The 13,568-nt window shown below is 73.1% G+C and carries 13 protein-coding genes; 3 read left to right on the forward strand and 10 right to left on the reverse strand.

The genetic code is table 11. The features are described from left to right. Nucleotides 1-2: 2 nt before the first annotated feature. The 3 genes from ABZ851_RS08870 to afsQ1 all read right to left on the reverse strand — a co-directional run bounded on the left by ABZ851_RS08870 (nt 3) and on the right by afsQ1 (nt 3,171). Nucleotides 3-683: a hypothetical protein gene (locus ABZ851_RS08870; protein WP_361124178.1), complete on the reverse strand. Its 681-nt coding sequence runs from the start codon at nt 681-683 to the stop codon at nt 3-5. Next, nucleotides 680-2,398: a HAMP domain-containing sensor histidine kinase gene (locus ABZ851_RS08875; protein ID WP_361124908.1), complete on the reverse strand. Its 1,719-nt coding sequence runs from the start codon at nt 2,396-2,398 to the stop codon at nt 680-682. Before ABZ851_RS08875 ends, ABZ851_RS08870 begins: the two co-directional genes overlap by 4 nt. 95 nt (nt 2,399-2,493) lie before the next feature. Further along, complete coding sequence (gene afsQ1 / locus ABZ851_RS08880) at nt 2,494-3,171, reverse strand: two-component system response regulator AfsQ1 (protein WP_048830120.1); 678 nt, start codon at nt 3,169-3,171, stop codon at nt 2,494-2,496. A 243-nt stretch (nt 3,172-3,414) separates the two neighbouring features. Here afsQ1 and ABZ851_RS08885 point away from each other — a divergent pair, with 243 nt between their 5' ends. Then, nucleotides 3,415-4,218 (forward strand): SigE family RNA polymerase sigma factor, encoded by an 804-nt coding sequence (locus ABZ851_RS08885; protein WP_361124180.1) that lies wholly within the window; start codon nt 3,415-3,417, stop codon nt 4,216-4,218. A 247-nt stretch (nt 4,219-4,465) separates the two neighbouring features. Here ABZ851_RS08885 and ABZ851_RS08890 read toward each other — a convergent pair whose 3' ends face one another. After that, the gene (locus ABZ851_RS08890; protein WP_361124910.1) at nt 4,466-5,056 is read right to left on the reverse strand and encodes an ATP-binding protein; all 591 of its coding nucleotides are present in this window, start codon (nt 5,054-5,056) and stop codon (nt 4,466-4,468) included. 273 nt (nt 5,057-5,329) lie between these two features. On the opposite strand from ABZ851_RS08890, the gene ABZ851_RS08895 reads away from it, so the two are divergent. Then, nucleotides 5,330-5,728 carry a hypothetical protein gene (locus ABZ851_RS08895; RefSeq protein WP_361124182.1) on the forward strand — a complete coding sequence of 133 codons (399 nt, stop codon included), beginning with the start codon at nt 5,330-5,332 and terminating at the stop codon, nt 5,726-5,728. A gap of 120 nt (nt 5,729-5,848) precedes the next feature. Here the strand turns inward: ABZ851_RS08895 and ABZ851_RS08900 are convergent, their stop codons facing one another. From ABZ851_RS08900 to deoC, 5 genes are all read right to left on the reverse strand, one after another. Continuing rightward, nucleotides 5,849-6,550 (reverse strand): hypothetical protein, encoded by a 702-nt coding sequence (locus ABZ851_RS08900; RefSeq protein WP_361124184.1) that lies wholly within the window; start codon nt 6,548-6,550, stop codon nt 5,849-5,851. Nucleotides 6,551-6,576: 26 nt separating this feature from the next. Next, nucleotides 6,577-6,735, reverse strand: a complete 159-nt coding sequence (locus ABZ851_RS08905; protein ID WP_361124186.1) for a hypothetical protein — start codon at nt 6,733-6,735, stop codon at nt 6,577-6,579. A 486-nt stretch (nt 6,736-7,221) separates the two neighbouring features. Then, on the reverse strand, nt 7,222-8,088 hold the full coding sequence (locus ABZ851_RS08910; RefSeq protein WP_093491876.1) for an aldehyde dehydrogenase family protein: 867 nt from the start codon (nt 8,086-8,088) through the stop codon (nt 7,222-7,224). Further along, nucleotides 8,088-9,539, reverse strand: coding sequence for an aldehyde dehydrogenase family protein (locus ABZ851_RS08915; RefSeq protein ID WP_361124189.1), 1,452 nt, complete (start codon nt 9,537-9,539; stop codon nt 8,088-8,090). The genes ABZ851_RS08910 and ABZ851_RS08915 overlap by 1 nt, the downstream gene beginning before the upstream one ends. Before the next feature lie 7 nt (nt 9,540-9,546). After that, the gene (gene deoC, locus ABZ851_RS08920; RefSeq protein WP_361124912.1) at nt 9,547-10,569 is read right to left on the reverse strand and encodes a deoxyribose-phosphate aldolase; all 1,023 of its coding nucleotides are present in this window, start codon (nt 10,567-10,569) and stop codon (nt 9,547-9,549) included. Nucleotides 10,570-10,794: 225 nt separating this feature from the next. Here deoC and ABZ851_RS08925 point away from each other — a divergent pair, with 225 nt between their 5' ends. Continuing rightward, nucleotides 10,795-11,424 carry a PH domain-containing protein gene (locus tag ABZ851_RS08925; RefSeq protein ID WP_361124191.1) on the forward strand — a complete coding sequence of 210 codons (630 nt, stop codon included), beginning with the start codon at nt 10,795-10,797 and terminating at the stop codon, nt 11,422-11,424. A gap of 151 nt (nt 11,425-11,575) precedes the next feature. Here the strand turns inward: ABZ851_RS08925 and ABZ851_RS08930 are convergent, their stop codons facing one another. Beyond that, nucleotides 11,576-13,270 (reverse strand): phospho-sugar mutase, encoded by a 1,695-nt coding sequence (locus ABZ851_RS08930; RefSeq protein ID WP_361124193.1) that lies wholly within the window; start codon nt 13,268-13,270, stop codon nt 11,576-11,578. Nucleotides 13,271-13,568: the final 298 nt, after the last annotated feature.

Below are 13,568 nucleotides of genomic sequence, written 5' to 3' on the forward strand. Positions count from 1 at the left end.
CGTCAGCCCTGTTGCGGCGCCCCGCCTTCCGCTTCCTCCGACAAGGGGTCGCCCCACCCGGCGTTCTCCGCGATGTCCGGGTTGGCCAGCACGTCCGCGGAGCAGTCGTAACGGTGCGCCGTATCGTCGCCCGGCCCGCCCAGCACGGCGGCGTGGGTGCGGCCCAGCGCCGGGCTCGCGCCGTAGGTGCACACCAGCTGCGCCAGCGCGAACGACGGCAGATCCTCCGGCCGGATGCTCAGCCGCAGCGCATCCGCGGGGTCGCCGTCGCGCGGCCCCGTGACCTTGACGTCCCGGGGCAGTGCGGTGCTGAAGCCGGCCTTCTCCTCGTCGGCGGACGGCTCGCGCTGCAGCTCGTGGAGCAGGGCACGGGCGGTCGGCAGCCGCGGGTCGTCGGCCTTGGACGGGGGCACCGCCCGCTCGACCTGCGCCAGCGCCGAGCCGCACACCAGATACACGAGCGCCTGCGAGCCCGGATCCGCGTCCGTGCCCGAGCCCGAGCCCGTGCCGGACGATGCCGATGCCGAGGGCGCCGGGCTCGCCGGGGCCTTGCAGCTCACCCGTGACGGCGCGCCGCCCGCGTCGACCGGTACGGACGTGCCCCGGATCCCGCAGCCCGCGGCCGCGAGTGCGAGCACCACCACGGCGGCGGTGCGCCGTCCGGTCCGCCTGCCCGGCCTCATCGCCCGTCCTCCGTGTCCTCGTCGTCGGCCGTGTCGTCGTCCTGCCGGTCGCCGTCCGCCAGAGGGGAGGCATCCATCGGCAGCCGCAGGGTGAAGACCGCGCCGCCCTCGGGGAGGTTGGCCGCGGTGATCTCTCCGCCGTGAATATGGGCGTTCTCCAGCGCGATCGACAGGCCCAGACCGCTGCCCTCCGACCGCGGCCGGGAGGCGCTGGCCTTGTAGAAGCGGTCGAAGACGTGCGGGAGGACTTCCTCCGGGATGCCGGGGCCGTGATCCCGTACGCGGATCACCAGCTTCCCGCTCCCGGGCCGCCCCTCGCCCGGCGCCTTTCCGGACCGCTCCGGCCCGCCGCCCTCGACACCGGCCGCCGGCTCACCGGGCGCACCGGCCTCGTCCGTACCGCCGGCACCGCCCGAACCGCCCGCACCACCCGGGCCGCCACCGGCGGAGACGGCGGTGCTGCCCGTCCGGCCCCCGGCGTCGCCCGCCGGGCCCTCCGTGCTGACCGAGACCCGCACCGGCGAGCCGCCGTGCTTGAGGGCGTTGCCGATCAGGTTCGCCAGGATCACATCGAGCCGCCGCGGATCCAGCCGGGCCACGGTGCCGCGGTCCGCGTCCAGCTCGACCGCGTCCAGCCAGGCCCGTGCGTCGATACAGGCGGTCACCTGGTCCGCGACATCGACGTCGTCCAGCACGAGACGGGCCGTGCCCGCGTCGAAGCGGGTGACCTCCATCAGGTTCTCCACGAGGTCGTTGAGCCGCCGGGTCTCGCTGACCACCAGCTGCACGGCCGGCGCGATCATCGGGTCAAGGGAGTCGGCCTCCTCCTCCAGCACCTCGCTGACGGCGGTGATCGCGGTCAGCGGCGTCCGCAGCTCGTGCGACATATCGGCGACGAACCGCCGGGACGCCGCCTCACGCCCGCTCAGCTCCGCGACCCGGTGCTCCAGGCGCTCCGCCGTACGGTTGAACGTCCGGGAGAGGTCGGCGAGTTCATCGGTGCCGGTCACCCGCAGCCGGGTGTCCAGCCGCCCCTCGCCCAGCTGCCGCGCGGCATGTCCCAGCCGCTGTACGGGCCGCAGCACCGTCGTCGCCGCGGCCTGCGCCAGCAGGGCCGAGCCGACCAGCGCGAGCGCCGTGGCGATCCCCAGCGACCAGGCCAGTGAGGTGAGGTCCTGCCGCTCGGCGGCCAGGGACTTCATCATGTAGCCGGTGGGTCCGCCGCCGATCACCTGTGCCCCGGCGACGAGGTAGGGCGTGTCCCCGACCTGCCGGCGCTGCCAGTAGAGATGGTGCGCGTAGCGGTTGGACTCGTCGACCGGACGCACCTCGTTGACCGCGCTGCGCAGCGCTGCGGGCACGTTCTCGAGCGTCAGCAGGTCCTTGTCCGTGGTGGCCGCGCAGTCCTTGCCCTCGCGGTCGACACCTATCAGCAGCACCGCGTAGTTCTGCGGACCGGCCGCCATCTGCCGGGCGGCGTCCTGGAGTTCGGCGCACCGCGGGTGCAGCGGCAGCGACCGGGTGTTGTCCTCCAGCGCCTTGCGGAAGTCCTTGAGGACGGCGTTCTGCGTACGGTCCAGAACGGTGTTGCGGTTGAGCCAGTACGCGATGCCCGAAGCGGAGACCGCGGCGGTCAGCGCCACCAGCGCGAAGACCACGACCAGCCGCAGCCGCAGGCTGGTCCAGCGCAACAGCCCCGAGGGGCGGCCCAGCATCCGCAGCACCCGCCGGCCGGCCGCGGGCGCACCGTCGTCCCCGGCCCCGTCGCCCCCGCCGTCCTCCGTCGTCGCACCACCCGTGGAAGGCCTGCTCACTGCGGCGAGTCCAGCCGGTAGCCGACGCCGCGGACCGTACGGATCAGGGTCGGGGAGGACGGTACGTCCTCCACCTTCGCGCGCAGCCGCTGCACACACGCGTCCACCAGACGCGAGTCGCCCAGGTAGTCGTGCTCCCACACCAGCCGCAACAACTGCTGCCGGGACAGCGCCTGGCCGGGCCGGCGGCTCAGCTCCAGCAGCAACCGCAGCTCGGTCGGCGTCAGTTGCAGGTCCTCGCCGTTCTTGGTCACCGTCATCGCCGACCGGTCGATCATCAGCGAGCCGAACGTCGCGGAGTCGCTGGACTCACGCTCGCCACGGCGCAGTACGGCCCGGATCCGGGCGTCCAGCACCCTTCCCTGCACCGGTTTGACGACATAGTCGTCGGCGCCGGACTCCAGGCCCACCACGACATCGATATCGTCGTTACGCGCGGTGAGCAGGATGATGGGCAGCTGGTCCGTACGCCTGATCCGCCGGCACACCTCGAAACCGTCGATGCCCGGCAGCATCACATCCAGCACGATCAGGTCCGGGCGCTGCTCGCGCAGCAGCTTCAGGCCGTCCTCGCCCGTCGCCGCGGTCACCACACGGTGACCCTGGCGCGACAGCGAGAGTTCGAGGGCCGTGCGGATGGCGTCGTCGTCCTCGATCAGCAACAGGAAAGGCACGTCAGCCATTCTGGCCCATGGGACGCCGGGAGATCGACCAGTGGCGCTCTCGTACACAAGGCCCGCACCCGTGCGGCGTCCGCGACGCGCCGCACCGGCCCCTGTGACAGGCCTGTGACAGTCGGCGGACAACGCGATGAAACTGGGTTGGCAGTCTTTGGGGCGTCGGGAGAGATCAACACCCGGACAGCACGAACGAACAGCACGGACCGAACGAGCTGGCTCTACGACGGGGGGCGCGAGATGAACACACTGCACGGCACCACTACCAGCGCAGTTATCACGCGGCTCCATGACGTCGTCAGGACCGGCGAGAAGTCCGGTGCCGGGCGGGTCTGCACCCGCAGCATCGGGCGCCAGCGGCCGCCGTACATGGTGGCCATCGACGCCACGACGGTCACGCCGGCCGTGGCCGACGGGGGAAACCGGGGGCACGGGGGCAACGCCGCCCACGGGGGAAACAACGGGGGAGCGGAGTACGGGGAGGACACGGGGGAACGGCGTTCCGCGTCGGAGACGGCCGAGGCCGAAGCGGCCTTCACCGCCTACGTCCAGGAGCGCCGCGCCTCCCTGTACGCCACCGCCTACCACCTGACCGGCGACCGCTACGAGGCCGAGGACCTGCTGCAGAGTGCGCTGTTCTCGACCTACCGGGCGTGGGACCGGATCAGCGACAAGGCGGCGCTCGGCGGCTATCTGCGCCGCACCATGACGAACCTGCACATCAGTGCCTGGCGCCGGCGCAAGCTCAACGAGTACCCGACCGAGGAGCTGCCGGAGACGGCGGCCGACGTGGACGCGATGCGCGGCACCGAGCTGCGCGCCGTGCTGTGGCAGGCGCTGGCCCGGCTGCCCGAGACGCAGCGCACGATGCTGGTGCTGCGCTACTACGAGGGCCGTACGGACCCGGAGATCGCGGACATTCTCGACATCAGTGTCGGCACGGTGAAGTCGAGCATCTGGCGCGCCCTGCGCCGGCTGCGCGAGGACGAGGTCCTCAGCTTCGGCCGTGACGAGGAAGAGTCCTTCGGCGAGCTGGTGGCCTGAGGATCGGGGGAGCCCGAGGGGGATCGGGCGAACCGGGGGAACCGGGGGAAACGCCCGAGGGGGTAAAAGGGGATAACGGGGAGACGGGGGAAGTACGGGGGCACGGGGGAAGAGGGAGCGGGTTCGGACGGCCGGGGGGTCTGTCCGAACCCGCTTCTTCGTGTGTGCGGCCCCGGCCAGGTGCGGCCCCGGTCCGGTGCGGGCCCGGCGGCGACCGGCCTCGCCCGGCGGCGACCCGCCTCGCCCGCTACGCGTCGACGGGGTCCGCCGCCCGCGCCGCCGATATACGGGCCAGGGCCTCCGGCTTGGCGCAGGGGTGTGCGCCCAGCGCGATGTGCCGGGTGACGACGGACCGCTCGTCGCGCAGCAGGCGCAGTCCCCGGCGTACGAGGTACGGGGCCGACTTGCGGCCTTCGCGCAGATCCCGCGCCAGCCGGCGGCGGAAGGTGGTGGTGGGGCGGCCGCGCAGACACAGCGCGTCGGCCAGCAGCCCCGCCGCACGGCAGTCCGCGATGACATCGGCGGCGAAGATGCCCTCCGCGATGAACAGCGGGGCGCCGCCGAGGTCGAGCCCCGACACGCCGACCCGGGCGCTGGTCGCGATGTCGTAGACCGGAACGTCGGTGCGCCCCGAACGGCACAGCGCGTCGATGGCCGCGACCGCGGCGGTGGCGTCCCAGGACAGCGGCGCGTCCCAGTCGGCGCCGCCGCCGTCGGGCAGTTGCGGCAGCGTCGGGTCCGTCCCCTCCTTGTAGAAGTCGTCGAGGCGGAGGACGGGCAGTCCGCTGCGGGCGGCCAGGGACGTCTTGCCGGAGCCCGAGGGGCCGGTCAGCAAAATGACCCGGGCGCGGGTGCCTCCCTGTTGGGGGCCTCCCCGCTCGGGCGAAGCCGGGCGCGGGGGAGGGGCCGAGAGCGCGGGGGAGGGCGGCGGCTGGGTGCGGGAGTGGGAGCTCACGGGCACCCATTGTCGCGTATGGGGCCGTGTGGGCTACCCCTGGCGCGCGAGGTGGATCGACCCCTCCCGCTCAACTACGCTACGGAGTCAATCGATTACCCGACGGCTCTCGTTCGTACAGCGCTTCGACTCCTCCGAAACCCCAGGCAGGTGCCCATGCCCTCCCATGCACGTCTCAAGTCCAGCCGCACTCTGCGCACGTTGCTGAGGACGGGGCTGGTGATCTCCGCGGCCGGTGCCGCGATCGCGGCGGGCGGTGCGGCAACGGTGTCCGCCGCGCCCGCTGCCGCGGAACGCAGCGCCGCCACCGGCGCCACCGCCCCGGCACTGACCGGCGCACTGCTGAACTCCGCGGCCGGCCTCACCACGGTCAAGAACCTCCCGGTGAACCCGCTGGCCAACACCCCCGTCAACCCACTGGCCAACACCGTCAGCACCCAGGTCGCCGACTTCAAGCCGCTGAGCACGTCGCTGCTGACCGGCGCGCTCGCGAACGGCGGCGCGCTCAAGGACCTGCCGCTGGTGGGGCCGTTGACGAAGGTGCTGCCGGGCTGAGGGACGGCACGGGCGGCGGGCGCTGACGGTCGCGTTCGCCGCCCGTGCCGGCCGCGTTCGCCGCGGGGCCGGTTGCGCCCGCTGCCGTGCCGGTCCGGCCCGCCGTCGTGCCGGTCCCGGTCAGCGCCCGTGGAAGGCCGTGACCATCGACTGCATGTCCTCCTGGAACGAACAGCACAGCGCGAGCCACGAGCCGTCGACGAAGACCAGATCGAAGCGGCCGCGGGGGAACGTCGTGCGCGGCCTGGGCCGCAGCTCCGCGATGTTCGAGAGCTGTACCTGTGCGGCGACTTCCAGCTTGGGCTCGCGCTCCCGCCACCCGGTGGCCTGGTCCGTCAGGACGAACAGCCGCCGGTCGGTGAGCGCCTGGTGCTGCGGCGAGCCACCCGCGTTGGTGACCTGGACGAGGAACCGGCCGGCCATGCTGGTCCAGCTGCCCTCCATGGGCTTGCCGTACATCATCCGCTCGGCGGCGTCGTCGAGGGCGTCCTCGATGTTCTCCTGGGCCTCGCTCAGGTTCTCCGCGAGGTTTCCGGCCGCGCGCGTCAGCCGGTTGTTGACCAGCCCGTTGTCGAGCAGCCGGCCGCCGGCCGGACGGCTGGGGGCGGGCGTCCCGCCGGAGGGCTGCGTCGCTCTGTCGAGGACGGCGCCCAGCGCCCCGAGGAGTCCCTTCCCGCGCGGCGTCGGCCGCTTCCGCGGGGCGCGCAGGTGGGCGGGGAGGAGCGGGAGATTCGGGTACTCCTGGTACCCGCGGGCCTCCCACAGGATCTCGCCGGGGTGGAGGAACCGGCGGCAGGGCGTGGCGTGGTCGGTCTTCGGCACGTGGTCAGCTTCCTTGGCTCACGGGCTCAGACACCCTGGTTGAAGACCGCGACGAACCGCTCCATGCGCTCCCGCGACAGGCTGCCCAGGGCGATCCACGACCCGTCGACGAACGTGACATCGAACCGCCCCCGGCTGATGACCTTCGAATGTGCCGTGAACCGGGCGATGTTCGTACGCGGCACCGAGGCGCCGAAGCCCCACTGCGGGGCGGGGTTCCGCCACCTTGCCCAGCACGCTCCCCAGCGCGCCCCGTACCCGCTGTTCGAGCGCGGACGGAGGGGGCGGGGTACGCGGCGTCCGCAACTGGGCGGGGACGGCGGGCAGCGCCGAGTTCTCGTAGTGGTCCAGGGCGACGATCAGCCGTTCCCCCGGCTGGAGAAAGGGCTGGAAACAGTCGCGGTAGTCCGGTCGCATCCGGCGCGGTTCCTCTCATGGGGGCAGGGGCGGTCAGCCGAACGGGTCGGCGGGATCGCGGGGTTGCCGGGTGACGGCCGGGCGGGCGGGCGGCCGGGATGCCGGCCGGGATGCCGTCGTCGTACGGCGGGCCAATAGTAGTGAAAGATGCGGACAGCAGTGTGGGGCCCCGCTCAAAAGCGGGGCCCCACAAGGGCATGGGTGACGGCGCGCCGTAAGACCGCCGGAACGGCCCGGGGCAGCGCCCGAGCAGGCTAAACGCCCATCGGGTGCCACACCGTCTTCGTCTCCAGGAAGCTCAGCAGGCGGCCGGTGCCGGGGTCGGCGGTCCAGTTCACCGTCCCCGGGCGGAGCACCCGCTTGAGGTTGTCGGCCGCGGCCTTTTCCAGCTCCGTCGCCAGCTCGTCGCCCGCGCCCGCGAGATCGAGGGCGTTGACGTCCTGGTGCGCGGCGAGCGGAGCGCCCAGCTCCGCCGTACGGCCCGAGAGGATGTTGACCACACCGCCCGGGAGATCGGACGTGGCGAGCACCTCGGCCAGCGAGAGCGCGGGCAGCGGGGCGCCCTCGGCGGCCGCCACGACCACCGTGTTGCCGGTGACGATCGCCGGGGCGATCACCGAGACCAGGCCGAGGAACGACGAGTCCTGGGGGGCCAGGACCGCGACCACACCGGTCGGCTCGGGGGCGGAGAGGTTGAAGTACGGGCCGGCCACGGGGTTGGCGGCGCCGGCGATCTGGGCGACCTTGTCGGACCAGCCCGCGTACCACACCCAGCGGTCGATGGCCGCGTCCACCTGCGCCGTCGCCTTCGCCTTGGACAGGCCCTCGGCGGCGGCCACCTCGGCGGTGAACTGGTCGCGGCGGCCCTCCAGCATCTCGGCGACGCGGTAGAGGATCTGCCCGCGGTTGTAGGCCGTGGCGCCCGACCAGCCGCCGAACGCCTTACGGGCGGCGACCACCGCGTCCCGGGCGTCCTTGCGGGAGGCCAGCGGCGCGTTGGCGAGCCATGCGCCCTTGGAGTCGGTCACCTCGTACACCCGCCCGCTCTCGGACCGGGGGAACTTGCCCCCGACGTACAGCTTGTAGGTCTTGAGCACACTCAAGCGGTCAACAGTGTTCATCAGCGCGCGCCCTCCGGGCTCGACGGGGCGAGGTACGCCTCCAGACCGTGCCGGCCGCCCTCGCGGCCGTAGCCCGACTCCTTGTAGCCGCCGAAGGGCGAGGCCGGGTCGAACTTGTTGAACGTGTTGGACCAGACGATGCCCGCACGCAGCTTGTTCGCCATCCACAGCATCCGCGAGCCCTTCTCCGTCCAGATGCCGGCGGAGAGCCCGTACGGGGTGTTGTTGGCCTTCTCCACGGCCTCCGCGGGGGTGCGGAAGGTCAGCACGGACAGCACCGGGCCGAAGATCTCCTCGCGGGCGATGCGGTGCGCCTGGGTGACGCCGGTGAACAGCGTCGGGGCGAACCAGTAGCCGGAGGAGGGGAGTTCGCAGGACGGCGACCAGCGCTCGGCGCCCTCGGCCTCGCCCGCGTCGGCCAGCGCGGTGATCCGGGCCAGCTGCTCGGCGGAGTTGATGGCGCCGATGTCGGTGTTCTTGTCGAGCGGGTCGCCCACGCGCAGGGTCCGCATCCGGCGCTTGAGCGCGTCCAGCAGCTCGTCGGCCACCGACTCCTGGACCAGCAGGCGCGAGCCCGCGCAGCAGACGTGGCCCTGGTTGAAGAAGATGCCGTTGACGATGCCCTCGACGGCCTGGTCGAGCGGCGCGTCGTCGAAGACGATGTTCGCCGCCTTGCCGCCCAGTTCGAGGGTGACCTTCTTGTCGGTGCCGGCCACCGTACGGGCGATCGCCTTGCCGACCTCGGTGGAGCCGGTGAAGGCCACCTTGTCGATGCCGGGGTGCCCGACCAGCGAGGCGCCCGTGGACCCGTCGCCGGTGAGGATGTTGACGACGCCCTTGGGCAGGCCCGCCTGGCGGCAGATGTCCGCGAAGAACAGGGCGGACAGCGGGGTCGTCTCGGCGGGCTTGAGGACGACCGTGTTGCCGGTCGCCAGCGCCGGGGCGATCTTCCACGCGAGCATGAGCAGGGGGAAGTTCCAGGGGATGACCTGGCCCGCGACGCCCAGGGGGCGCGGGTTCGGGCCGTACCCCGCGTGGTCGAGCTTGTCGGCCCAGCCCGCGTAGTAGAAGAAGTGCGCGGCGACCAGCGGCAGGTCGGCGTCCCGGGACTCGCGGATCGGCTTGCCGTTGTCCAGCGACTCCAGCACGGCCAGCTCGCGCGAGCGCTCCTGGAGGAGCCGGGCGATCCGGAACAGGTACTTGGCCCGCTCGGCGCCGGGCAGCGCGGACCACTTCTCGAAGGCCTTGCGGGCGGCCTTCACGGCGCGGTCGACGTCCTCGGCGCTCGCCTGGGCGACCTCGGAGAGGACTTCCTCGGACGACGGGGAGACGGTCTTGAAGACCTTGCCGTCACAGGCCGGGGCGAACTCGCCGTCGATGAACAGGCCGTAGGACGGCGCGATGTCGACGACCGCGCGGGACTCGGGTGCGGGTGCGTAATCGAAGGTCATGGGAGCCTCAGTCCACCGTGACGTAGTCGGGGCCGGAGTAGCGGCCGGTGCTGAGCTTCTGGCGCTGCATCAGCAGGTCGTTGAGGAGGCTGGAGGCGCCGAAGCGGAACCAGTCGGCGGTCAGCCAGGGCTCGCCGAGGGTTTCGTTGACCATGACCAGGTACTTGATCGCGTCCTTGGTCGTCCGGATGCCGCCGGCCGGCTTCACCCCGACCTGGACGCCGGTCGCGGCGTGGAAGTCGCGGACCGCCTCCAGCATCAGGAGGGTGACCGGCGGGGTGGCGTTGACGGCGACCTTGCCGGTGGAGGTCTTGATGAAGTCGGCGCCCGCGAGCATCGCCAGCCAGGAGACCCGGCGGACGTTGTCGTACGTCTGGAGTTCGCCGGTCTCGAAGATCACCTTGAGGTGCGCGGCGCTGCCTCCCCCAGTCTCCGACTGGGAGGTGCCCCCAGGCCGGGCGCACGCCTCCTTGACGGCCTTGATCTCCTCGAAGACGGCCATGTAGCGGCCGGAGAGGAAGGCACCCCGGTCGATCACCATGTCGATCTCGTCGGCGCCGGCCGCGACCGCGTCCCGGGTGTCGGCGAGCTTGACCGGCAGCGCGGCGCGGCCGGCCGGGAAAGCGGTGGCGACGGACGCTACGTGGATGCCGGAGTCGCCGAGGGCTTCCTTGGCGGTGGCGACCATGTCCGGGTAGACGCAGATCGCCGCGACCTTGGGGCTGGTGCGGTCGGTGGGGTCCGGGTGGACGCCCTTGGCGCACAGCGCCCGGACCTTGCCCGGGGTGTCCGCGCCTTCGAGGGTCGTCAGGTCGATCATCGAGATGGCGAGATCGATGGCGTACGCCTTCGCCGTCGTCTTGATCGAGCGGGTGCCGAGGCCGGCGGCGCGGGCTTCGAGGCCGACCGCGTCGACGCCGGGGAGGCCGTGGAGGAAGCGGCGCAGCGCACCGTCGTCGGCGGTCACGTCCGCCATTGACGCCAGACGCCCCGCGGCTTCCTTGCCGTATGCGGGAACAGTGATGGGCATGGTCACGAGGTGAGCATATCTACGCGCGTAGCGCCATGTCATCCCCTTCGGCTGTCCGAATCCGGCCGGGTGGGGCCGGGGGAGAGCGGCGGCCGGCGGCCCCGCATGCCAGGTCACCGGTGCCGGACGCGACCGTACCCGGGGCCCGGGGCGCTCCCCGGCACGCGCGCGAATGATGCCGTAACGCAATGTCCGGCATCCGGACGGTCGGGCAGAATCGGCGGCATGACGAGCCAGGACCGGTCCTCCCCGCCCCAGCAGCAGTACGCGGAGCGCAGCTACCGCTCGCCCGCGGCCCTCGCGGGCGGCGTATTCCTCCTCCTGCTCGGCGGCTGGCTCGGCGGGGACGCGCTGCTGCGGGGCGCCGCGCACACCAAGCTCATGGCGGTCTTCGCGCTGCTCCTCGGGGTGCCGCTGGTGGTCGCCTACACCCTGCGGCCGCTGGTGCGGGCGGGCGATGACCGGCTGACGGTGCGCAATCCGTTCCGTACGGTCACGCTGCCGTGGGGCTCGGTGGAGACGCTGCGCGCGGCGTTCTCGACCGAGGCGGTCAGCACCTCCGGCACGACGTACCAGCTGTGGGCGATCCCGGTCTCGCTGCGGCAGCGGAAGAAGGCCGGCCGGCAGGCGCGGCGGGGCGCCACGCCCGGCCCCCGGTTCGGACCGCGGGCCGGCGACGACGGCCCGGTGCCGCTCGCCATGGCCGACCAGGCGCTCGCGGAGCTGCGCGAGGTCCAGGAGCGGGCCGCGGGCCGCGAGAGCGCCCAGGGCGAGCCGGTGGTGCGCTGGGCGTACGCGGTCATCGCGCCGATCGTGGTGGGCGCGGCCGGGCTCACCGTGATGGCGGCGCTGTAGGGGCGGCGCGCCGTCGCCCCGCCCCTCGGCACACCCCTGAGAAAGGCCAGGAGGGCCCACCGGAAAACCAGGAGGGCCCACCGGAAAACCAGGAGGGCCCACCGGAATCCCGGGAGGCCCCCGGAATCCCGGGAGGCCCCCGGGAAACCCCTTAGATTCCGGCCGCCGCCGCCATGTCCCGCTTGAGGGACGCCAGCGCCGCGGCGGCCTTCGTCCGGGCCTCGGGCAGCGCCTCGGGGGAGGCCACCGGCACCACGACCTCCAGATAGCACTTGAGCTTGGGCTCGGTGCCGCTGGGACGGACCACCACACGGGCGGCCTCGATACCGGCCTCCGGTGAGCCGGACAGGTAGTAGCGCAGACCATCGGTCGGCGGCAGCGTCTCCGTACCCCGGTTGAGGTCGTCGGCCCGGGTCACGGCCAGGCCCGCGAGCGCGGCCGGCGGCTGCTCGCGCAGCGTGCGCATGGCACCGGCGATCAGCGACAGGTCCTCCACGCGTACCGAGAGCTGGTCGGTGGCGTGCAGCCCGAATTCCAGCGCCAGGTCGTCGAGCAGGTCGGTGAGGGTGCGCCCGGCCTGCTTGAGTTCCGCGGCCAGCTCGGTGATCAGCAGCGCGGCGGTGATGCCGTCCTTGTCGCGCACGCCCTCCGGGTCGACGCAGTAGCCAAGGGCCTCCTCGAAGGCGTACCGCAGGCCGTCCACCCGCGCCAGCCACTTGAAGCCGGTCAGCGTCTCCTCGTACGGGAGCGACGAGGCGGCCGCGATACGGGACATCAGCTGCGAGGAGACGATGGTCGTCGCGAAGGTGCCGGACGCGCGCTTGCTCACCAGGTGGGCGGCGAGCAGCGCGCCGACCTCGTCGCCGCGCAGCATCCGCCAGCCGTCCGGCGCGGCGGGGTCGGGGACGGCGACAGCGCAGCGGTCCGCGTCGGGGTCGTTGGCGATCACGATGTCGGCGTCCGCGGCCCGGTCGCGGGCGGTGGCGAACGCGAGGTCCATCGCGCCCGGCTCCTCCGGGTTGGGGAAGGCGACCGTCGGGAAGTCCGGGTCCGGCTCGGCCTGTTCCGCGACGACCACCGGGGCCGGGAACCCGGCGCGGGCGAAGGCGGCGACGAGGGTGTCCCGGCCGACGCCGTGCATCGGGGTGTAGACGACCTTGGTGTCCCGGGGGGAGCCGGGCGTCAGCACCGCGTCCGTACGCGCCAGATAGGCGTTCAGGACCGCCTCGTCGAGGGTTTCCCAGCCGGCCTCGGGGCGCGGCACGCCGGCCAGCGGGCCGACCGCGGCGATCCGGTCGGCGATCTCGCCGTCCGCGGGCGGCACGATCTGCGAACCGTCGCCCAGGTAGACCTTGTAGCCGTTGTCGCGCGGCGGGTTGTGGCTGGCGGTGACCTCGACACCGGCCACCGCGCCCAGGTGCCTTATCGCGAAGGCCAGGACCGGAGTGGGCAGCGGGCGCGGCAGCACCGCGGCGCGCAGGCCCGCGCCGACCATCACGGCCGCCGTGTCGCGGGCGAAGTCGGCGCTCTTGTGGCGGGCGTCGTAGCCGATGACGACCAGCCCGGCGCCGTCGCCCTGCGCCTTGAGGTACGCGGCGAGACCGGCCGCCGCCCGGATGACCACGGAGCGGTTCATCCGCATCGGGCCCGCGCCCAGCTCCCCGCGCAGCCCGGCGGTGCCGAACTGGAGGGTGCCGGCGAACCGCGCGGCCAGCTCGGCCGCGATCCGGTCGTCGCCGGCGGCGGCCTCGATGAGCTTGGACAGCTCCTCGCGGGTCTCCGGGTCGGGGTCCTCGGCCAGCCATGCCTGGGCCCGGTTGATCAGCTCCGCGGGATCGGTAGCCACGTGATGCTCCTGACGGTGAATACGGGTGAGGGGCGCGCTGGGGGCGCTGCCGGGGGAGGACCCCGCCCGGCTCGTCACGCATACCCGCCCAGCGCATGAGGGGAGCCGCAGAACCGGCCAATGCCGCTGGATGGCAGCGTGCGGGGGACGGCGGCGGGTGAGGGCGGCGGCGTACGGGGGACGGCGGCGCCGCGCGGAGGGCGGGCCGGCCGGCGGCCGGGCGCCGGTGCGGTGCTGACGGCGGCGGGGCAGCCCGGCGGGTGTCGCCCACCCGCCGTGGCCGCCGCCCGTCATCTCC

This window comes from Streptomyces sp. NPDC047049, from assembly GCF_040643995.1.
Taxonomy (GTDB): domain Bacteria; phylum Actinomycetota; class Actinomycetes; order Streptomycetales; family Streptomycetaceae; genus Streptomyces; species Streptomyces mooreae.